This is a genomic window from Streptomyces sp. NPDC046122 (genome assembly GCF_056429965.1).
Genome location: NZ_JBWKLQ010000011.1, coordinates 12,907 through 33,401, shown reverse-complemented (window position 1 = coordinate 33,401; position 20,495 = coordinate 12,907). Strand labels below are relative to the sequence as shown.

16 protein-coding genes are annotated in these 20,495 nt (G+C 73.7%); 10 read left to right on the top strand and 6 right to left on the bottom strand.

Annotation, left to right across the window (positions count from 1 at the left end; genetic code table 11):
• Window positions 1–5: 5 nt before the first annotated feature.
• Window positions 6–200 (bottom strand): hypothetical protein, encoded by a 195-nt coding sequence (locus AC07FK_RS25010; protein WP_028814016.1) that lies wholly within the window; start codon window positions 198–200, stop codon window positions 6–8.
• Between the two features lie 273 nt (window positions 201–473).
• On the opposite strand from AC07FK_RS25010, the gene AC07FK_RS25005 reads away from it, so the two are divergent.
• The gene (locus AC07FK_RS25005; protein ID WP_479107184.1) at window positions 474–866 is read left to right on the top strand and encodes an ankyrin repeat domain-containing protein; all 393 of its coding nucleotides are present in this window, start codon (window positions 474–476) and stop codon (window positions 864–866) included.
• 271 nt (window positions 867–1,137) lie between these two features.
• Complete coding sequence (locus AC07FK_RS25000) at window positions 1,138–2,556, top strand: HEAT repeat domain-containing protein (protein WP_479107183.1); 1,419 nt, start codon at window positions 1,138–1,140, stop codon at window positions 2,554–2,556.
• A gap of 119 nt (window positions 2,557–2,675) precedes the next feature.
• Here the strand turns inward: AC07FK_RS25000 and AC07FK_RS24995 are convergent, their stop codons facing one another.
• From AC07FK_RS24995 to AC07FK_RS24980, 4 genes are all read right to left on the bottom strand, one after another.
• The gene (locus tag AC07FK_RS24995; protein WP_479107182.1) at window positions 2,676–3,545 is read right to left on the bottom strand and encodes a 5-oxoprolinase subunit C family protein; all 870 of its coding nucleotides are present in this window, start codon (window positions 3,543–3,545) and stop codon (window positions 2,676–2,678) included.
• Window positions 3,542–4,159, bottom strand: a complete 618-nt coding sequence (locus AC07FK_RS24990) for a 5-oxoprolinase subunit B family protein (protein WP_479107300.1) — start codon at window positions 4,157–4,159, stop codon at window positions 3,542–3,544. The genes AC07FK_RS24995 and AC07FK_RS24990 overlap by 4 nt, the downstream gene beginning before the upstream one ends.
• A 5-nt stretch (window positions 4,160–4,164) precedes the next feature.
• A complete protein-coding gene (locus AC07FK_RS24985; RefSeq protein WP_479107181.1) occupies window positions 4,165–4,929 on the bottom strand; it encodes a LamB/YcsF family protein in 765 nt (254 codons plus the stop codon).
• A 157-nt stretch (window positions 4,930–5,086) separates the two neighbouring features.
• The gene (locus AC07FK_RS24980; RefSeq protein WP_479107180.1) at window positions 5,087–6,364 is read right to left on the bottom strand and encodes an MFS transporter; all 1,278 of its coding nucleotides are present in this window, start codon (window positions 6,362–6,364) and stop codon (window positions 5,087–5,089) included.
• Between the two features lie 170 nt (window positions 6,365–6,534).
• Here AC07FK_RS24980 and AC07FK_RS24975 point away from each other — a divergent pair, with 170 nt between their 5' ends.
• From AC07FK_RS24975 to AC07FK_RS24960, 4 genes are all read left to right on the top strand, one after another.
• A complete protein-coding gene (locus AC07FK_RS24975) occupies window positions 6,535–7,248 on the top strand; it encodes a GntR family transcriptional regulator (RefSeq protein WP_479107179.1) in 714 nt (237 codons plus the stop codon).
• 91 nt (window positions 7,249–7,339) lie between these two features.
• Window positions 7,340–8,866: a hypothetical protein gene (locus AC07FK_RS24970; RefSeq protein ID WP_479107178.1), complete on the top strand. Its 1,527-nt coding sequence runs from the start codon at window positions 7,340–7,342 to the stop codon at window positions 8,864–8,866.
• Between the two features lie 376 nt (window positions 8,867–9,242).
• Window positions 9,243–10,208, top strand: coding sequence for a hypothetical protein (locus tag AC07FK_RS24965; RefSeq protein WP_479107177.1), 966 nt, complete (start codon window positions 9,243–9,245; stop codon window positions 10,206–10,208).
• A gap of 60 nt (window positions 10,209–10,268) precedes the next feature.
• Window positions 10,269–15,209, top strand: coding sequence for a hypothetical protein (locus AC07FK_RS24960; protein ID WP_479107176.1), 4,941 nt, complete (start codon window positions 10,269–10,271; stop codon window positions 15,207–15,209).
• Between the two features lie 133 nt (window positions 15,210–15,342).
• Here the strand turns inward: AC07FK_RS24960 and AC07FK_RS24955 are convergent, their stop codons facing one another.
• The gene (locus AC07FK_RS24955) at window positions 15,343–15,855 is read right to left on the bottom strand and encodes a hypothetical protein (RefSeq protein WP_479107175.1); all 513 of its coding nucleotides are present in this window, start codon (window positions 15,853–15,855) and stop codon (window positions 15,343–15,345) included.
• Between the two features lie 431 nt (window positions 15,856–16,286).
• Between AC07FK_RS24955 and AC07FK_RS24950 the strand changes: the two genes are divergently transcribed.
• Genes AC07FK_RS24950 through AC07FK_RS24935 form a run of 4 tightly spaced genes read left to right on the top strand, consistent with a single transcriptional unit; the run spans window position 16,287 to window position 20,460 of the window.
• On the top strand, window positions 16,287–19,001 hold the full coding sequence (locus AC07FK_RS24950) for a sensor histidine kinase (RefSeq protein ID WP_479107174.1): 2,715 nt from the start codon (window positions 16,287–16,289) through the stop codon (window positions 18,999–19,001).
• Window positions 18,998–19,438, top strand: coding sequence for a roadblock/LC7 domain-containing protein (locus AC07FK_RS24945; protein WP_479107173.1), 441 nt, complete (start codon window positions 18,998–19,000; stop codon window positions 19,436–19,438). The genes AC07FK_RS24950 and AC07FK_RS24945 overlap by 4 nt, the downstream gene beginning before the upstream one ends.
• Window positions 19,439–19,448: 10 nt before the next feature.
• Entirely contained in the window at window positions 19,449–19,847 is a 399-nt protein-coding gene (locus AC07FK_RS24940; protein WP_479107172.1) for a DUF742 domain-containing protein, read from the top strand.
• Window positions 19,828–20,460, top strand: coding sequence for a GTP-binding protein (locus AC07FK_RS24935; protein ID WP_479107171.1), 633 nt, complete (start codon window positions 19,828–19,830; stop codon window positions 20,458–20,460). Before AC07FK_RS24940 ends, AC07FK_RS24935 begins: the two co-directional genes overlap by 20 nt.
• Window positions 20,461–20,495 lie beyond the last annotated feature (35 nt).

Below are 20,495 nucleotides of genomic sequence, written 5' to 3'. Positions count from 1 at the left end.
GCAGGTCAGAACTTGATCCCGCCCAGCAGGCCGGCGAGGCTCGCGCCTCCGGCCTTGATGCTCGGCGCGATGGCCGTTCCCGCGAGGTAGAAGCCGAACAGCGCGCACACGAGGGCGTGCGACGCCTTGAGGCCGTCCTTCCGGAAGAAGAGGAAGACGATGATGCCGAGAAGCACGACGCCTGAGATGGACAGGATCATGAGGTTTCTCCTGGTTGAGGGGACAGTCACCATGAGTTCTTCCAGGCTCACAGCTTGTATCTCCCCAACAAAAGGTGCAAATGGGTTACTTTTCAGCTTTTTCACTGGAATGGCCGATGGGCGGCAGCGCGACGTCCGGTTCGCCCTGATCTTTGCCTCCGCCGCGCCGCGTCATGTCGCTGGACGGGCAGTACCCTGTCGATTCACTCGTACGGCGCTGATGCCGTACGTACAGGTCACAGCAGTGAACGGCAGTGGAAGGCGGTCCGTCCGATGAGCGAAACCCCGGATCCCGGAGTGGTCGAACTGGCCGGCAAGGTCTTCGACCTGGCGCGCCAGGGCGATGCCGAGGCGCTCGCCGCGTACGTCGACGCCGGCGTGCCCGCGAACCTCACCAACGACCGGGGCGACACCCTGGTGATGCTCGCCGCCTACCACGGCCACACCGCCGCGGTGGAGGCCCTGTTGAGCCGCGGAGCCGACCCCGACCGGGCGAACGACCGGGGTCAGACGCCGCTCGCGGGCGCCGTCTTCAAGGGCGAGCAGGCGGTGGTCCGGGCACTGGTCGCGGGCGGCGCCGACCCGGCGGCCGGAACGCCGTCCGCGGTGGACACCGCACGCATGTTCGACAAGAAGGACCTGCTGGAGCTCTTCGGGGCCCAGTGACCGCTCCAGGAACGGGGCGCCGTAAATGTGGTCGCGTCGGTGAAATGGCTGGGTCATCATGACGTCGGATTCACATGCACGCGGTGCGGGCAGAAGTTGCCGGATCACGGGGAATGTGAGCGGGCCCACTCCGGGCCCACCGACGAGAGGCAGAGGAAGATGGTCTACAGCGAGCGAGAGACGACGGCGGACTCCGGCCGGACATGTTGTCGCGCGGCCTAGACAGGCACGTATCCCGGTTGCGTCGACAGCTTGATGTGAGGCTTTTTCCATGTTCGATCCAGTCATAGCGCCGAGCGGCACCTTGCTCGGCCTCCTGCAGAGGGGCCGCGGCGACGGCACGCTGCACGCGCTCGCCGCGCCCCGCTCCGAAGCGCTCGCGGCCCTGAACCACTGCGTTCTCGACGACCCCCGCGGCGACTGGCAGGTCGAGAACCGCTCCCTCTACTACGCGCGCCTCTATCTGGATCTCGACGGCGGGCTCGAAGCGATCGAGCAGCACCTCTTCGACCCGGAGGACCTCGTCGACGACGACGAGGGCAGGACCGGCCTCGCGCTCGCCGTGCTGGGCCACCTCGCCTCGTACGGCAGGGACGACGCCCTCGTGCTGCTGCGGCGGTATGCGAGGACCGGCGCCAACTGGACCTGGGCGCTCGACGAGCTCGCCCTGCGCGACGACGACGCCGGACTGCGCGGCCTCGCCGCGTCCGTCCTCGGACGGTTCCCCGCCACTCCCGAGGGGGAGGCCGGGCTGGCCGCCGCCGTGCGGGACGCCTTCGAGCCCCGGCCGTGGCGGCTGTGGTCCGAGGACCCGCGCGAAGGCGTCGGAGGCCGGGTCCGGGCCGCCCGCGAACAGGGTTCGTTCCACCGCTGGCAGCGCCAGATGCGGCCGACGGGCCCGCGCCCCGAGTGGAGTGTGCAGGCCGTGTTCGACTGGGCCCAGCAGGGCCTGGAGCGCGGTACGCCGCTGCACGTGCCGGCCGCCCGGTGCCTGGGCGCGGTCGCCGGTCCCGGTGACCGGCCCGCCGTCGTCGAGGCGGCGCGCGGCGGCCAGGACGGTGCCCGTTGCACCGCGCTGCACTACCTCGCCGAATCACGGGACCCCGTGGTGCTCGACCTCATCGAGGCGGCGGCGCAGAGTCCCTCCCGAACCGTCGCTGACGCGGCCGTGGCCGCCTTCGAGCGGATGTGCGGCGACGAGGCGGTGGACCGGGCGCGCGGCTGGGTGCACCGCCCGGACGCCCTCGGCGCGTCCGCCGCCGGGGTGCTCGCCTGCCGGGGCGGTGCCGAGGACGCGCCGCTCGTGCTGGGCGCGCTGCGGGAGACCGTACGGGCGGACGGGCCCGACGCGCCGCTCCTGTGGAGTCTCGTGGACGGCACGGGGCGGCTCGGCATCCGCGCCGCGGCTCCCGTACTGCGCCACGTCTACCGGGAGACGGCCTCCTCGCACCTGCGCGGCCGCGCGGCGCGCGCCCTGGCCGCCACGGATCCCCTGTTCGCCACCGGGTTCGCCGTCGAGTGCCTGTGGGACTGCGAGGAGACCACCAGGGAACTGGCCGCGCTGCACGCCGAGACCGGCGACGCGCGCGTGGCGGAGCGGCTGCGGCGGCTCGCCGCCGATCCGGCCGAGGAGGCCGAGGTCCAGACCGCCGTACGCAGCCGGATCGGGCCCGACGCTCCCGCTGCCTGAGCCGGGGAGCCCGGGGCGGTCGTGTGCGGTCCCGTGTGACGGTGCGGCCGCCGGGGCGCCTGTGAGCCCCTTTGGCGGGCTCGGGGCTCCTGAAGCCTCCGGCGGCCCGTGGCGGGCTCTCAGCGCGGGCCCGCCGGTGCGAAGCGGACGGGTGTGCCCGGTACGGCCTGCGCCGCCGCGGCCAGGTCCCTCTCCCGCACCACCGCGATCACCGGATAGCCCCCGGTGGTCGGGTGATCGGCCAGGAACACCACGGGGCGTCCGTCCGGGGGCACCTGCACCGCGCCGAGAACCATGCCCTCGCTGGGCAGCTCCCCTTCCACGGCGCGCTCCAGAGCGGGCCCCTCCGTGCGCAGTCCGATGCGGTTGCTCGCGGAGGAGACCCGGTAGACGGCCGTCGCCAGCGTGGGCAGTGCCCGGTGCGTGAACCAGTCGGCGCGCGGCCCCGGAGCGGTCCGCAGCACCAGTTCGTCCGGGGGCGCCTGCCAGGGCACCGCGTCGGCGTACCCCGGGGGGCCGGGCTCCTCCCCGAGCGGCAGGACGGCGCCGTCCGCCAGCGGCGGCGGACCCAGCCCCGACAGCAGGTCGGTGGAACGGCTGCCCAACACGGGTTCGACAGCGACGCCGCCCGCGAACGCCAGATAGCTCCGCACCCCGCGCACCGCCGGCCCCAGCTCCAGCACCGCCCCGCCCGGCACCCGCACCGGAGCGCCCCAGGCCGCGGGGCGGCCGTCCACGGTGACCCGGCACGGCGCACCCGTGACCGCCACGGTGACGCCGCACCGCGGCCGTACGGCGCAGCCGTTCACCGTCGTCTCCAGGACGGCCGCCCGCGGCGGGTTGCCCACCAGGCGGTTCGCGAGCGCGCTCGCGGGCCGGTCCAGCGCACCGGAGAGCGGAACGCCCAGGTGGGCGTGGCCGGGCCGCCCCCGGTCCTGTACGGAGGTCAGCGCGCCCGCCCGCACCACCGCGAAGGCCCGGTCCGTCACGTCTCCTCCGGTACGAAGCGCACCCGCGCACCCGGCGCCAGCAGCGCGGCGGGAACACGCGCGTGATCCCACAGCACGGCCCGCGTCGAACCGATGAGCTGCCAGCCGCCCGGAGAGGTGCGGGGATAGACACCGGTGTACGGGCCGGCCAGAGCCACCGAACCGGCGGGGACCGCCGTGCGCGGCGTGGCCCTGCGCGGCACGGCGTACCGCTCCGCCAGACCGGTCAGATAGGCGAAGCCCGGCGCGAAACCGCAGAACGCCACCCGGAACTCCGTCGCCGCGTGGACGCGCCCCACGTCGGCCGGCGGCAGGCCCCACAGCTCCGCCACCGCCGCGAGGTCGGGGCCGTCGTAGCGGACCGGGATCTCGATCGCGTCCCGGACGCCACTGGTGAGCGGCGGTACGTCCCAGCCGGCCAGCCGCCGCGCGAGGTCCGCGGGATCGTCGACGCCGTCGAGCAGCACGGTGCGCGCGGCGGGAACGATCTCCCGTACGGGGGGCAGCGTGCCCGCCGCGCGGCGCCGCAGCAGCTCCGCGTGGAAGGCCTGCGCCTCCTCACCGCTGCCGAGTTCGACCAGCAGGGCGCGCTCACCCGCCGGCAGCGTCCTCATCGCGCTCATGCGAAGGCCTCCACACGTACGCCCGCTTCCTCCAGGCGTTCGCGCACACGGCGGGCCAGACCGACGGCTCCCGGGGTGTCGCCGTGCAGGCACAGCGAACGGGCCCGCACGGCGACCGGCTGTCCGGACCGCGCGGTCACGACGCCGGAGCGGGCCATCGACAGGGAGCGCTCCACGACCTCCCCCGGGTCCGTGACGACGGCGCCCTCCTGTCCGCGCGGAACGAGCGTTCCCTGCGCCGTGTACGCGCGGTCCGCGAACGCCTCCGGCACCACCGGCAGCCCCGCCTTCGCGGCGATGTCGAGGAACCGCGACCCGGGCAGCCCCAGGACCGGCCGCCCGCCGCCCGCGAGGAGGACGCCCTCGACGACCGCGGCCGCCTGCTCCTCGTCGCGCACCACCCGGTTGTAGAGCGCGCCGTGCGGTTTGACGTAGGCGACCCGGGAGCCGGCCGCCCGCGCGAACACCTCCAGTGCGCCGATCTGGTAGGCGACCTCGGCGCTGAGTTCGTCCGCCGGCACGTCCATGGAGCGGCGCCCGAAACCGGCCAGGTCGCGGTACGAGACCTGCGCTCCGACGCGCACCCCGCGCTCGGCCGCGAGCTCGCAGACGCGGCGCATGGTCGCCGCGTCACCGGCGTGGAAGCCGCAGGCGACGTTGGCGCTGGTGACGACGGACAGGAGCCCCTCGTCGTCGGTGAGCCGCCAGCGCCCGAAACCCTCACCGAGATCGGCGTTGAGATCGATCGAAGCCGAGTTCATGTACGGATCCGTCTCCTGCTCCGGTGGCCGTCGGACCGGGCGTCCACTTCCTCACCGTAATCCGGCCCGGTCCGCACGGCGACGCCCGGGCCGGACCGCACGGGCGGGTCCTTTCGTACGGGGGCACACCGCGCCCCACCGCCCGGCGCAGCGACGTTCACAGGAGCTCCTTTCCGCGCGTCTCGGGAAGGCCGCACAGCGCCAGTACGGCGAGCCCGTAACCGACCGCTCCGAAGATCAGCGCGCCGCCCACGCCCCAGCTGCCGGCCAGGAACCCGACGAGCGTCGGGAAGAGCGCGCCCACGGCGCGTCCCGTGTTGTACGTGAACCCCTGCCCGGTCCCGCGAACGGCCGTGGGATAGAGCTCGCTCAGGAACGAGCCGAAACCGCTGAAGATGGCCGACATGCAGAACCCCAGGGGGAAGCCCAGGACGAGCACCACGTCGTTCGCCCCTGCGGGGATGTTGGTGTAGGCGGCGATGCAGGCGGCGGAGAGGAACGCGAAGAGCGCGATGTTCTTCTTGCGGCCCAGCCTGTCCGTGAGGTAACCGCCCGTGAGGTAGCCGATGAAGGCGCCCGAGATGAGGAACGTCAGGTAGCCGCCGGTGCCGACGACCGTGAGGCCCCGCTCCGTCTTCAGGTAGGTGGGCACCCAGGTGGCGAGCGTGTAGTAGCCGCCCTGGACACCCGTGGAGAGCAGGACGCCGAAGAGCGTGGTGCGCAGCAGGTCCTTCTTGAAGATCGCCGTGAACGAACCCTTGTGGCTGCTCGCCAGACGCCGCCGCGTCGCCTCGGGAGCGTCGCTGACGTGACGGCGTACGTAGATCACCAGGAGCGCCGGAAGGGCGCCCGTCCAGAACATCACACGCCACGCGGTGTCCGGGTCGAGGTACTGGTAGACCACGGTGTAGACGACGACGGCGAGCGCCCAGCCGACCGCCCAGGAGCTCTGGATCACCCCGAGCGTACGGCCGCGGTGCCGGGCCGAGGAGTACTCGGCGACCAGGATCGCGCCCACCGCCCACTCGCCGCCGAAACCGAGGCCCTGGAGCGCGCGGAAGACGAGCAGCGTCTCGTAGTTGGGCGCGAAGCCGCACAGGACGGTGAACAGGGCGTACGTGATCACTGTGATCATCAGCGCCTTGACGCGGCCGATGCGGTCGGCGGCGATGCCGGCGACGGCGCCGCCCAGCGCGGAGACGACCAGGGTGACGGTGGTGAGCAGACCCGTCTGCCCGGTGCTGAGGCTGAAGTACGCGGAGATCGCGACCATGCTCAGCGGCAGCGTGAAGAAGTCGTAGGAATCGAGGGCGTATCCGCCGAACGCCCCGCCGAAGGCCCGGCGGCCGCGTGGGCCGAGGGCGCGCAGCCACGCGAACGCGCCGTTGTCGTCGGGGAGTTCGTTCTGCTGCGGCTCTTCCTTGGTGGTACTCATCTGCACCTCGCGAAGGGGGAGGAGTGCGCCGGAGACCGTGCGGTGACGCCAAGGTAGGGGATTGTTGAACGATCCGACAAGAGTCTGGTCGGTTCGTTCCTGCTTCTACGATGGGGACCGCACGCCTGCCGGGAGCGGCCGGTGCGGCAGAGCCGAGGGAGACACACGCTGTGAGGACGACGGAGTCCGAGGCCGGCGGGCTGGCCGACGACCGCGCGCTGCTGGGCCGCACCAGTACGGCGGAGCGCGTCGCGGACATCCTGCGCACCCGGATCGCGGAGGGGTACTTCCCGCCGGGGGAGCGCCTTTCGGAGGACGCCATCGGCAAGGCCCTCGGCGTCTCGCGCAACACGCTCCGCGAGGCGTTCCGGCTGCTGACCCACGAACGGCTGCTCGTCCACGAGCTCAACCGGGGCGTGTTCGTCCGGGTTCTCGCCGTCGAGGACGTCGCGGACATCTACCGCGTCCGGCGCCTGATCGAGTGCGCCGTCGTACGCGGCCTCGGTACGCCGCCCTTCCCTCTCGACGGCCTCGACAAAGCCGTGGGCGACGGCGAGCGGGCGGCCGGCCGGCAGGAGTGGCCGGACGTGTCGACCGCCAACATCCACTTCCACCGCGAACTCGTCGCCCTCGCCGCCAGCCCCCGCACCGACGAGCTGATGCGCGGTGTCCTGGCCGAACTGCGCCTCGCCTTCCACGTGGTGGCCGACCCGCGGCGGCTGCACGAGCCGTATCTCGTACGAAACCGGCAGATTCTGGAGCGTTTGCGCGCGGGCGACGCCACGGACGCCGAGCGGCTGCTCGCGGACTATCTCGACGACTCCCGCACCCAGCTCGTCGAGGTGTACGCCCGCCGCATCGAGACCGGGACCTGGGGGAGTTGAGGGGCCGCGGCCCCGCTGCCGCGGCCCCGCGCGACGGGTCGCTTCTGCGCCGTTTCGACCGTTGTCGGTGCGAGGACCTAATCTGTGCCACGTGACTTCGCCTGCATCGACGGAATTCGTTCCGCCCCAGCTCAGCGCGGGGCCGCGGCCCGCGCAGGGCCCGGCCGCCGACGAGGGGCTCGCGCGGCGCCTGCGCGCGCTCGCCTGCACGGCGCCGCTGCACGATCTCGACGTACGCAAGGCGAATCTCGCGGGTGAGTACTCGGTGTACGCGATGGCCGAGGTGGCCCTCGCCGCCATCGATCTCGTCACCCTCAACATGGACTTCGACACGGGCGCCGACCACGAGCAGATAGTGGCCAGGCTGCTCCCGCGCGTCGCGGCCCAGGCCCCGCACCGCCCGCTCGCCGAGCACGAGCGCGTCGCCCGCTGGGTCCTGGAGAACCTGATCAACGTCGGAAGCGTGGACCGCGGCTTCCGCGCCGTCTACGGAACCTTCGGCCCGGACGGCGCCTATGTGCGCCGGGACTACGACTTCAAGCTCATCGAGGAGGTCCCCGGCTACGGCGGCGGCGTCTTCCTGCGGACCACCGACGAAGCGGTCAACGTTCTCGTCGGCGCCCTCGACACGGACGTCACCAGCGCGCAGATCGCCGCCGAGGTCAAACTCGAGGTCCTGATCAGCCGGGGCCGGCTCGCCGACGCCCAGCTCGCCGCCGAGCAGGCCCGCTACCGGACCGTGCAGTACGCCGAGACGCTCCGCAGGACGCTGGAGGCGACCCGGCGCAACGTGCGCGCGGTCGACTGGCTCAACGCGGTGCCCGACATGATCGCCGAGGCGCTCGACCACGTTGCCGACCGCTACCGGCACGAGAACGCCATCCTCACCAACATCCGCAAGGCCAGGGACGAGGCGGAGGAGCCCGAGCACAAGCGCCGCGCCGCCGAGCTCGTGGACATCGTCAAGGACTGCATCCGCAGGCACACGCAGCTCCAGTCGCGGCTGCTGGACGCCGGACCGCTCTTCCGTGCCGAGCAGGACCGTCAGGCCTTCGCCGCGCCGGCCGCGCGCACCGGACTCGACCTGTACGGCCAGCTCGTCGCGCCGCTGCTGCCGCTGCCGGTCGAGCAGGCGATCCGGGTCACCGACGCCTTCTTCGCCCACGGCGCCGGTCTGCGCACGCCCGTGTCCGTACGCGTCGGGGACCTGGTCGACATACTGCTGACCCCGCCGGTGGAGCGGGAGCACCTGGGCGCCGAGATGCCCGAGCCGGATCTGATCGCCACGCCGGACGACAGCCGTTTCAGCGAGGAACAGCTGGCGAGCGCGATGGAGCTGCTCGACCTGCCGCACGACGCCCCGCGCAGGCTGTCGGGACTGCTGGCCGAGGCCAGGCGCCGCGACCCCGACCTTCCGTACCTGGTCGCGCTGCTCGCGGTCCACGCGGCGAGCCCACCGGTCGGCACCGCCTACCGGCAGGGCGAGCAGCGGCTGCTCTTCGCCGTCGACGACGGCGCGGAGCTCGACGACCCGGAGTTCGGCGGCGCCGACCTGATAGTGGGCACGGCGCTGCTCGACGCGGCCGGCATGACGGCGGACCGTACGGAGGCGGCATGACCTCCGAGGACGCCCCACGCGGTCACGCGGTGCGGCGCCGGCCTGCGGCGCGAGGACGGCACTTGCCGCACGCTTCGCATGCGGCGCACGCCTCGTGCTGCGGCGCAGGGCCCCTGCGCGGCGCCGCGCCCGACGGGCTGTGGGGCCGGTGTGCGGCTAAGGGATCCCGGGGGTCGCGGAAGCCGCTCGCGCTGAACGGGCTGCACGGCCTGCACGGGCGCCGCGCGCTGTACGGCCTGCAGCGCCCCGCCCGCGCGCCGCTTCCCAGTCCGACGGGCCCGCGCGGCCGATATGACGCCGGCGTCGTCCCGGCCCCCCGCCGCATCGTCTCGTCCGTACCCCGAACCGAGCACTTCCGCACCGAGGAGCACCAGTCGTGAGCGACCACCGCGCAGAGCACGCCGACGCGTGGAGCGAGCGAGCGGTCGCCGACGCGACCGACGCGGACCCGGCCGGCCCGGCCTCGGCCGGCGGGCCCGGCGAGCCGCCCGCGACCGCCCCCTCCGGCACCGGCCACGGCGGCGTGACGCCCGCCGACGCGGCCGACGCCGCACGGCTCGTGTCCTTCGGGCTCCAGCCCAAACTGGTGCCCGCCCGCGACGTGGAGTACGCGGACCTCCTCCGCCGCTACCGCGAGGAGCCCGCCTTCGCCCGGCTCGCCGACGCCGTCGCGACCGGCCTCGGGCTCGTCGTGCTCGAAGTGTCCCCGCGCGCCGGAATGGCGGTTTCCGCGGCCGAGGACTCGGTCTTCGCCGTACGCATGGGCGACTACGCCCGGCGCGCCTCGGCCGACTCCGCCGACCGCTTCCTGCACGGCCTCGCCCACCTCGCCGTCGCCGCGCTGGCCTTCCCGCGCCCCGAGGACCTCGCCGACGACGGATACATCGGCCGCATCACGGTCAACGGCGTCGACGCCTTCGTGCGCCAGGCCTGCCGCCGTCTGGAGGAGCGCGCCGACGAGCAGGGCGTGAACACCGACCCGGCCACCGAGGCCCCCGGCCTCGAAGCCGCCTGGCGGATCTACGCCCGCCGCAGCGCGACCGGCGCCACCAAGGACGCACGGCGGCTGGCGGGGTCCACCACGGGCATCGTCGGCAAGGCCGTCGCCTTCCTCACCGACTCCGGCTTTCTGCAGCGCACGGGCGACGACGCCGGAGGGGCGTACCGCACCACCGCCCGCTACCAGCTCCAGGTCCGCGACATGGCGGGCAGCGCCGCCATGGCCGAGCTGCTCGAACTGGGCGTGGTGCCGGTGACCGACGGCAGCGCGACGCTGTTGCCGCCCTCGGACGCCGACGACCTCGAACTGACCGCCGAGGCCGGCCTCCCCTTCCACGCCTGACCGGCCGACCGGCCCCAGCACCCCCCGCCGCTTCACGACTTACGACGAGAGTCCGCCGCCATGTACGAGTTGTCCCGGGTCCGCCTCTACTCCATCGGGCCCGCCGGTGCGCGCTACGCCGACACCGTGCTTGACCTGCGCGGAGTCGGCGAACCCGTGCCCAACCCCGCCCCCGCCCAGGCGGAGTTCTTCCAGGAGGAGCCGGTCGGCCCGCCCCGCAGGCCCGCGCCCGCAGGCGTCCTGTTCCTGGAGAACGGCGGCGGCAAGTCCGTCCTCCTCAAGCTGATCTTCTCGGTGATGCTGCCCGGCCACCGCAACACGCTCGGCGGCGCGAGCTCCGGCGTACTGCGCAAGTTCCTGCTCGCCGACGACTGCGGACACGTCGCGCTGGAATGGCAGCACACCCTCACCGGCGAGTGCGTCGTCGTCGGCAAGGTGAGCGAGTGGCGGGGGCGCCAGGTCTCCAACGACCCGCGGAAGTTCGCCGAGGCCTGGTACTCCTTCCGGCCCGGCCCCGGGCTCAGCCTCGACTCGCTGCCGGTCGCCGAGTCCACCGCGGTCCGCTCGTACGGCGAAGGCGTCTCGGGCGCCCAGGGCCGACGCCGGACCATGAAGGGCTTCCGCGACGCCATCACCGAGGCGGGCAAGGCCTACCCGCACCTCGACATCCACTGGGAAGAGATCCACGACCGCTGGAACGAGCACCTCGGCGACCTCGGCCTGGACCCCGAACTCTTCCGCTACCAGCGGGAGATGAACGCCGACGAGGGCGAGGCCGCCGGACTCTTCGCGGTCAAGAAGGACTCCGACTTCACCGACCTGCTGCTGCGCGCGGTGACCGACACCAGGGACACGGACGGCCTCGCGGACCTCGTCCACGGCTTCGGCAACAAGCTCGGCCGCCGCGCCGAGCTCACCGCCGAACGCGACTTCACGGCGGGCTCCGTCGACCTGCTCGGCCGCATCGTCGACGCCGCCGAAACCCGTGTGCGCGCCCGCGACGTCCACGCGGGCGCCGAGCGCAGGACCCGTACGCTCGCCCGCAGGCTCGCCGCCCGCGCCGGTGAGGAGCGCGGCCGCACCGCCGAGTTCGCCCAGCAGGTCACCGCCGCCGCCCACACCGTCACCGAGGCCGAGCGGGCGCGGAGCCGAAGCTCCCTCATCGCCAGCGAAATCGCCTACCGGCACGCCTCGCTGGCCCTCACCGCCGCCGAGAAGTCGGCCGCCGCACAGCGCCGCGAGCTCGCCGACGCCCGCACCCTGCACGCCGCCTGGCAGGCCGCCGAGGCCGTACTGCGCCACCGCGCCGCGGCCGACCGCGCGGCCAGGGTGGCCGTCGCCATCCGCGAGGCCGAGCGGGACGCCGCACCGGCGCTGGCGGCCCGCGCCACGGCCGCCGGTGAGCTCGTACGCGCGCTGCACGCGGCGGCAGAGGACGGCGAGCGCGTCGCCGCCGAGGAGGAGGAGCGCTCGGCCGCCCTCCAGGAAGCGGGCGAGGCGGCGCACCGCGACGCCACCACCGCCGCGACCCAGGCACAGCGCGCCCGCAGCGAGGCCGGACACCTGCGCCAGCGCCTCTCCGAGGTCGAACAGGAGACCGCCGAGGCGGTACGCGCCGGCTGGCTCGACGACACGGCCCCCGACGCCGACCCGGCGCGCGCGGCGCTCGCGGCGGTGGACGCCGAGAAGACCGAGGTCGCCGCGTGGGACGCGGCGCGCGAGGCGGCGCGGGCGACGGCCGACCGCGCGAAGGAGGCCGCCGGCGAGGAGGCCCGCGCCGAACTCGCGGCGGCGCGCGCGGCGGACGCCGCGCAGGGAGCGGAACACGCGTACGAGGCGGAGCGCCGGGCGGCGGAATCGCTGGCGGCGGAGGACCGGCTGGCGGAACTGCTCAGCCTGCCCGCGGCGCCGCCGGCCGCCGCGTCGGTGCCCCAGCCCCGCCGAGGCGCGGCCGCACCGGACGCCGCGCCCGGCGCGCGGCCCCTCGGCGCGGACGCCCGTCCGCCGCGCCAGGGCGCGCACGCAGCCGCCGGGGACCGGAACGACGGGCCGGCGGACGAAGCCGGTGACGGCGACGCGAAAACCTCCCGCGCCGACGTCCCCGAGCAGCACGACGCGTCCGACGGCGCGGGCGCCGGTACGGACACGCGCCCCGGCACCGATGTCCCCGGCCACGCCGCCGACCGCGCGGCCACCGCCACCCGCACGGACGCCTTCGGCCGCCCGGCCGCACCCGCGCACCACCCCCGCACTCCCCGGCGCACCGCCGAAGGCCCGCTCACCGTCGAGGAGCTGGACCGCAACGCCGAGGACCTCCTCGTCCTCCTCGACCAGAGCATCTCCTCGGCCGAGCGCCAGCTCTTCGACCTCCGTACCGCCGCCGCCGACGACGCCCGCATCCTCGGCGCGCTCGGCGACGGCGGGCTGCTGCCCCCGGGCCCCGACGTCCTCGCCACCGTCGAGTTCCTCGGCGAGCACGGCATTCCCGCCCTCCCGGGCTGGCGCTACCTCGCGCAGGCCGTGGACCCGGCCGACCACGCCGCCGTGCTCGCCGCCCGGCCCGAACTGGTCGACGGCGTCGTCATCACCGACCCCGACGCGCACGTCAGGGCCCGCGAGGCCCTCGCCGGAGCGGCGTTGCTGCCCCGCTCCGCCGTCGCCGTCGGCACCGCCGCCGCGCTGCTCGCGCCCGTACCGTCGCCGGGCGACGCCCCGTCCGACCGCGCCGACGTCTTCCTCGTACCGCCGAACCCGGCCATGCACGACGAGCACGCGGCCGACGAGGAGCGGCAGGCGCTGCGCGCACGGGCGACCGCCCGCGACGAGGAGATCCGCCGGCTCGCGGCCCGCCTGGCCGGCGACCGCACGCTCGCGGCCCGCCTCGGCTCCTGGCGCGCCGACTGCCCGCCCGGCATGCTCGCCGAACTGGCGGAGGCGGCCGAGGCGGCGCGCGAGGCGGCCGAGGCGGCGCAGGCCGTGCTCGTCGAGGCCCGTACGGTCCGCGCCGATGCCGACGAGGCCGCGTCCGACGCCGCCCGCGTCAGGGACGAGCGCCAGGAGGCCGCCCAGCGCGCCCGCCGCGTCGCGGACGCCCTCGCCGGCCTCGCCCACCGCCTGCGCGAACGCGCCGGCTGGCTGGTCAAGGTACGGGAACTGACCGAGGAGGCCGCGGAGTCGGAGGCCAGGGCCACGGTGTGCCTGGAGCGCGCCAAGGCGGCCGACGAGGACCGCCGCGCCGCCCAGCGCGCCGCCGACGACGCCCACCGGACGGCGCGCACCCTGCGGGCCGAGCGCGCCGAGATCGCGGGGGTGCCGGAGACGCTGCCGGAGCCCGACCAGGACGCACCGCGCGTCGCGCTGCCCGCACTGCGCGAGGCGTACCGTGCCGCCTCGCAGCTGTACGAGAAGGTCGGAGTCGGCGCCGACCTGCGCGCCGAGCAGGCGAGGGCGGAGAGCGACGAGAGCGCCGCCCTCACCGAGCTCAACCGGCTCAGCAACAAGGTGCGTACCCGGGCCGCCCTCATGCTGGAGGGCACGGACGGCGCCGACGGTCCGTCCCGGCAGGCCGCGGTCGCCCGCGCCGAATCGCTCGTACAGATGCTGGAGTCGAGGGCGTCGGCCGCGAGCGAGCAGCTCGGCCGGCTGCGCGGCGAGGCCGAGCGCCTGGCCCCCGAGGACGGCGCCGCCCACACCGAGCTGCCCGACGACCTCGTGCCCGCCGACGCGGAGCACGCCCAGACGCTCCTGCGCACCGCGACCGCCGAACTCGCCTCCCGTACCGACGCGCTCGACTCCGCCCGCACCGCCCACGCCGAGCTCCTGCGGGCCCACCGCGCGGCCGAGGACGCGGCGGGCGGCTTCGACGAGACGGCGGCGCTCCTGCGCGACCTGCTCAGGGACCACCACCAGGACGACGAGGCCACCGAGGAGTCGGAGCCGTATCCCGGCAGCCTGGAAGAGGCCCGCCAGTCGGCCGCCGAATCCCGCCGCCTGCTGCGCGGGTGCGCGGCCGAGCTGTCCGCGGCCGAGGCCGCCGTGCGCGAAGCGAGCGACGTACTCGTACGGCACGCCAACTCGACGCGGTACGAGCAGGTACGCACCCCCGCGCGCCAGCAGATCCGCGAACTGCCGGCCGCCTCGCTGCCCGAGCACGCGGCGGCGTGGGCGGCGGCGTTCGAGCCCCGGCTGCGCGTCCTGACCGACGAGCTGGCGCAGCTGGAACGCAACCGCGACAGCATCGTGGACCGGCTCCGGGGCCTCGTGGAGTCGGCACTGGCGACGCTCCGCTCCGCGCAGCGGCTCTCCCAGCTGCCGGAAGGACTGGGGGAGTGGTCCGGACAGGAGTTCCTGCGCATCCGCTTCGAGGAGCCGGACCAGGCGACGCTCGTCGAGCGGCTCGGCGAGGTCATCGACGAGGCGACGAGCGCCGCCGTCAAGAAGAACTCCGACCTGCGCAGGGACGGGATGTCCCTGCTGCTGCGGGGTGTTCAGGCCGCGCTCCAGCCGAAGGGGATCTCCGTCGAGATCCTCAAGCCGGACGCCGTACTGCGCGCCGAGCGGGTGCCGGTCGGCCAGATGGGCGACGTCTTCTCGGGCGGCCAGCTGCTCACGGCGGCGATCGCGCTGTACTGCACCATGGCCGCGCTGCGCAGCAACGACCGGGGCCGCGACAAACACCGGCACGCGGGCACGCTGTTCCTCGACAACCCCATCGGCCGTGCCAACGCCACGTATCTGCTGGAGCTCCAGCGGGCGGTGTCCGACGCCCTCGGCGTGCAACTGCTCTACACGACCGGGCTGTTCGACACGACCGCGCTGGCCGAGTTCCCGCTGGTCATCCGGCTGCGCAACGACGCCGACCTCCGGGCCGGGCTGAAGTACATCAGCGTGGAGGAGCACTTGCGTCCGGGGCTGCCGCAGCAGGACCCCGACGCCGAGACGGTGCACGGCGAGATCACGGCGACGCGCATGTTCAAGCGCTCGCCGGCGCCGGCGGAGTAGCGGAGGGCGGACCCCTGCGGGCCGGCCGACTGCGAGAAGCGACCGGCCGGGGCGAGGCGATCGGCCACGTGCGCCGGCCGGGCGGTCGCCACGGATGGGCCACGGAAGCCGGCCGGCGCCCGGACCGGCGGGCTCAGGCCTGGGAGAGCCGCCGCGTGCCCCGGTGGCTCCGTTCCTCCCGCTGCTCCCGTAGCCGGATCCGCGCGGTCCTGCGGGCGACCCGGCGCGCCTTGCGCCGTTCGCGCCGCAGTTGGCGCGCCGTACTGCTCGGAACGGACACGACGCCGTTGCGCTGGTTCCACACCTGGCGCGTGACCCACACGTCGAGCACGCCCCACGTGGCCACCACCGTGCTGCCGATGCTGCTCAGCACCATCGGGAAGGCCAGCCACGAACCGGCCAGCGTGCACAGGTAGGCGATCATCGCCTGCATCAGCGTCAGCGACATGATGATGACCGCGCGGACGGCGGCCGTACGGACCGGATCCGGCAACCGGGGCCGTACGGCGGGCTCGTCGACCCACAACGGCCGCTGTGCGGGTGGCGCCCCGGCGTACCGCCCGTCCTCGGTGACCTCGTCCTCTGCCGTGGTCACCCTCTCCATGGGCACCGCGGACGACGCCGTACGGCGCTCTTGCGTGTCCATTGAAACCTTCACTCCCCACCGCCGCCTGGCATACCCCTCAACTCGGGCGTGGAACACACGCCTTCACCAGTGGCTGCCCGCCTTGCGCCCCTTTACGCCGTCTCCCGCGGTGCGGATGTGACACCAAGGGCCTCATCCGGTCCGCTTCCCCCGTACAGCAGGACGAATGGCTCGCTGTGAAGATTCCCGGGAGAACGGAGAATTCCAGCCATCCGTCTCGCTCGGGCCGGCAGCTGTGACGCAGGTGTCCCTTGCCGCACGGGCACCCGCCAACTCCCGTGATTCCATGACAACTCATGATCAACGTCACACGGTACGGCTGAAAATCGCCCGGACGTGCCTTCGAGTTGTGCGAGTGGCAGTAGTAGGCTCACGCCGTTTATTGACGGAACACCTACCTCCGGCCAACGGGGGTCGAGCTGGGGGAGGCCATGCGCTTTCGCGGGAAGTCCATCCGCCGGAAGATCGTGGCGTTGCTGCTGGTGCCGCTCGTGTCCCTCACCTCGCTGTGGGGATTCGCCACCGTCATCACCGGCCGCGAGGCCGACCAGCTGCTGGACGTCGCCTACATCGTCGAACGGGTGGGCTATCCCATCGACGACACGGTCGGGGTCATCCAGCGGGAGCGCAGGCAGACGCTGATCTACCTGGCCGACCCGCGCGCCTCCGACGCCCTCGCCACCCTGCGCCGCGAGCGTGCCGCCACCGACGAGGCCGTCGCGAAGATCAAGGCCCGCGCACAGGACCCCGGCGTACGCGACGACCTGCGTCCCCCGGCGGCGAAGCGACTGGCCTCCCTCCTCGAAGCGTTCGACGGGCTGGAGATGCTGCGCGGCTCCGTCGAGAGCAGCACCATCACCCGGCGCCAGGCCCTCGACCGCTACAACCGCCTCATCGACCCCTGCTACTCCTTCCTCACCGCCCTCCACGCCCTCGAGGACGTGGAGATGGACAAGCAGGGGCGCGCTCTCGTCGGCATCACCCGCGCCCGCGAGATGCTCTCCCGCGAGGACGCGCTCGTCTCGTCCGGCCTCGTCGCCGGCCAGTTCGACTCCCTCGAACTCCGCACCATCTCCTCCCTCGCGGCGAACCGCCAGCTGCTGTACGACGTCAACCTCGAAATCCTCCCCGCCTCCGAGCGCGAGGCCTTCGCGGGGTACTGGGAGAGCCCGGTCACCGAGCCGCTGCGCGCCGCCGAGGAGCGCCTCATCACCGCGGGCGCCACCGACGACCCGCGCGCCGTCACCACTAAGAGCTGGAACGAGGCCGCGGCCGGCGTGCTCGACCACCTCGCCCGCGAGGGCAGGGAGGCGGGCGACCGCTACCAGGACCGCGTCGAACCCGTGGCCCTCGCCGTCCTCGTGAAGGCGGGCGCCGCCGGAGTGCTCGGCTTCCTCGCCCTGATCGTCTCGCTCTTCCTGTCCGTACGGATCGGCCGCAGCCTCATCCGCGACCTCTCGCGACTCCGCAAGGAGGCCCACGAGATATCCGGCGTCCGCCTGCCCAGCGTCATGCGCAGACTCGCCGCCGGCGAGGTGGTCGACGTCGAGACGGAGGCGCCCCGCCTCGAATACGAGCGGAACGAGATCGGCCAGGTCGGCCAGGCCCTCAACACCCTGCAGCGCGCGGCCGTCGAATCGGCCGTCAAGCAGGCCGACATGCGCCGCGGCGTCTCCGAGGTCTTCGTCAACCTCGCCCGCCGCAACCAGGTCCTGCTCCACCGCCAGCTGACGCTCCTCGACACCATGGAACGCCGTACCGAGGACACCGACGAACTCGCCGACCTGTTCCGCCTCGACCACATGACCACGCGCATGCGCCGCCACGCGGAGGGCCTGGTCATCCTCTCCGGGGCCGCCCCTTCCCGGCAGTGGCGCAAGCCCGTCCAGCTCATGGACGTCGTACGGGCCGCGGTCGCCGAGGTCGAGGACTACGAGCGCATCGAGGTACGCCGCCTGCCGCGCATCGGCGTGGGCGGTCCGGCGGTCGCCGACCTCACCCACCTGATCGCCGAACTCCTGGAGAACGCCACGGTGTTCTCGCCCCCGCACACCGCTGTGCAGGTGCTCGGGGAGCGGGTCGCCAACGGCTTCACCCTCGAAATCCACGACCGCGGCCTCGGTATGACGCCCGAAGCCCTCCTCGACGCCAATCTGCGGCTCGCGGAGACCCCGGAGTTCGAACTGTCGGACACCGACCGGCTCGGCCTGTTCGTCGTCAGCCGGCTCGCCCAGCGCCAGAACGTGCGCGTCTCGCTCCAGCAGTCGCCGTACGGCGGGACCACCGCCGTCGTCTTCATACCGGCCGCTCTGCTCACGGACGCGCCCGAAACCAACGGCACCGGCTTCCGGCTCGACCGCAAGCACTCCGCCGGCGACCGCGTCGAGGGACAGGGGGAGCAGGAAGGCCGCCGGAGGTCCCTGACGACGCTCTCCCGGCTACCTGCCGAACTCGCCGCTCAGGCCGTCCTGGACGGCCCCGTCGAACTCGAACCGCCGCTCGGCGCGCTGGGCCTCGAAGAGGCCTCCCTCGACGGCGTCTCCGACATCGCCGACATCGGTGACACCGAGAGCGAGCGGGGCGGGCTCTTCAGGGCCCGCGACCGTTCCCGGGAGCGATCGCGCGAGCGTTCCCGGGAACGGTCGCGGGAAGCCACCGGAGAGCAGCACCAGCAGGCGTCCGACCACGTTCCCGGGAACGGCGAGAGCGTGCGCCCCGGCGGCCCGGTTCCGCTGCCCCGCCGTACCACCCCGACGCTCGTCGCCGACAACGGCCGCCGGGTCGCGGGCCGCGGTCGGATACCCACCGCCCCCACCATGTCGTCCCAAGCGCCGCACACCGCACCTCCCGCCCGGGGGTCGGCTGCCGCGGGCGAGGCCGAGAACCTCCCGCTCGGCGGACTGCCCCGCCGCGTCCGCCAGGCCAACCTCGCCCCGCAACTGCGCGAGACCTCCGCCGGCCGCCCCGAACCCGTCGACGACGTACCGGCCACCGAGCAGGACGCCCAGCGCGAGGCGGAGCAGGCACGCAGCCGCATGGCATCGCTCCAGCGCGGCTGGCAGCGCGGCCGGCGGCAGAACGCCGAGGACGAGCCGGGCCCCGGCGGCACAGCACCAGGAACCAGACCAGAGAGGGACGGTCGATGACCGCACCGTACGCCACAGCACACGACACCACCGGCCGGGGCTCGGGGGAGCTCAACTGGCTCCTCGACGAGCTCGTCGACCGCGTGGGCAGCATCCGCAAGGCCCTGGTGCTCTCCAGTGACGGGCTCCCCACGGGCTCCTCCGGGGACCTGACGCGCGAGGACGGCGAACACCTCGCCGCCGTCGCCTCCGGCTTCCACAGCCTCGCCAAGGGGGTCGGCCGGCACTTCGACGCGGGCCGCGTCCGGCAGACCGTCGTCGAACTGGACGACGCCTTCCTGTTCGTCACGGCCGCCGGCGACGGCAGCTGCCTCGCGGTGCTCTCCGACTCCGACTCCGATGTCGGACAGGTGGCGTACGAGATGACGCTGATGGTCAAGCGGGTCGGCGCCCACCTGAAGACCGCGCCCCGCTCCGGTCCGGCCGCCGGAGGGTGAGTGGGCTGAGATGAGCGCAGCAGGCCAGCAGGGATCACCGCACTGGTTCGACGACGACGCGGGCCCCGTGGTGCGCCCGTACGCGATGACGCGCGGCCGTACGAGCAGTGCGAGCCGGCACCGGCTCGACCTGATCGCGCTGGTCGTCCCCGAACCGGCCGCGGACGATCCCGGGCGCGACCAGACGCTCGCTCCCGAGCATGTCGAGATCGTGGAACTGTGCAATGAGACGCCGCAGTCGATCGCCGAGCTCGCGGCGGGCCTCGACCTCCCCGTGGGGGTGGTCAGAGTGCTCGTCGGCGACCTCGTCGAGGACGAGCTGGTACACGTGACCCGTCCCGTACCTCCGGCCGAGCTGCCGGACGAGAGCATCCTTCGCGAGGTAATCAATGGTCTTCGGGCGCTCTAGCCGCAAGAAGCGACTGATCGAACCGGTGACGCTCAAGATTCTCGTCGCGGGTGGCTTCGGGGTGGGCAAGACCACCCTGGTGGGCGCGGTCAGCGAGATCCGACCGCTGCGCACCGAGGAGGCGCTCACCGAGGCGGGGCGCCCCGTCGACGACATCGAGGGTGTCGAGGGCAAGAGCACCACCACCGTCGCCATGGACTTCGGGCGGATCACACTCCGCGAGGACCTGGTGCTCTACCTCTTCGGCACGCCCGGCCAGGACCGCTTCTGGTTCCTGTGGGACGAGCTGGCGCAGGGGGCTCTGGGAGCGGTCGTACTGGCCGACACCCGTCGCCTGGAGGACTGCTTCGCCGGCATCGACTACTTCGAGCGCCGGGGCATCCCCTTCGCCGTCGCCGTCAACTGCTTCGAAGGCGCCGACCGGTACCCGCCGGAGACGGTACGGGCCGCCCTCGATCTGGACGAGGGCGTGCCCCTGCTGCTGTGCGACGCGCGGGACCGCGAGGCCGTCAAGGCGGTGCTCGTCGCGGTGGTCGAGCACGCTCTGGCCCGCTCCGCGGACCGACGCCGGACGGCGGCCCCCGCAGAGGCCCGTACGCCCGCCGTCACGTGAGCGTTCCGTACGCCCGCGCGGCCATCCGTACGCCC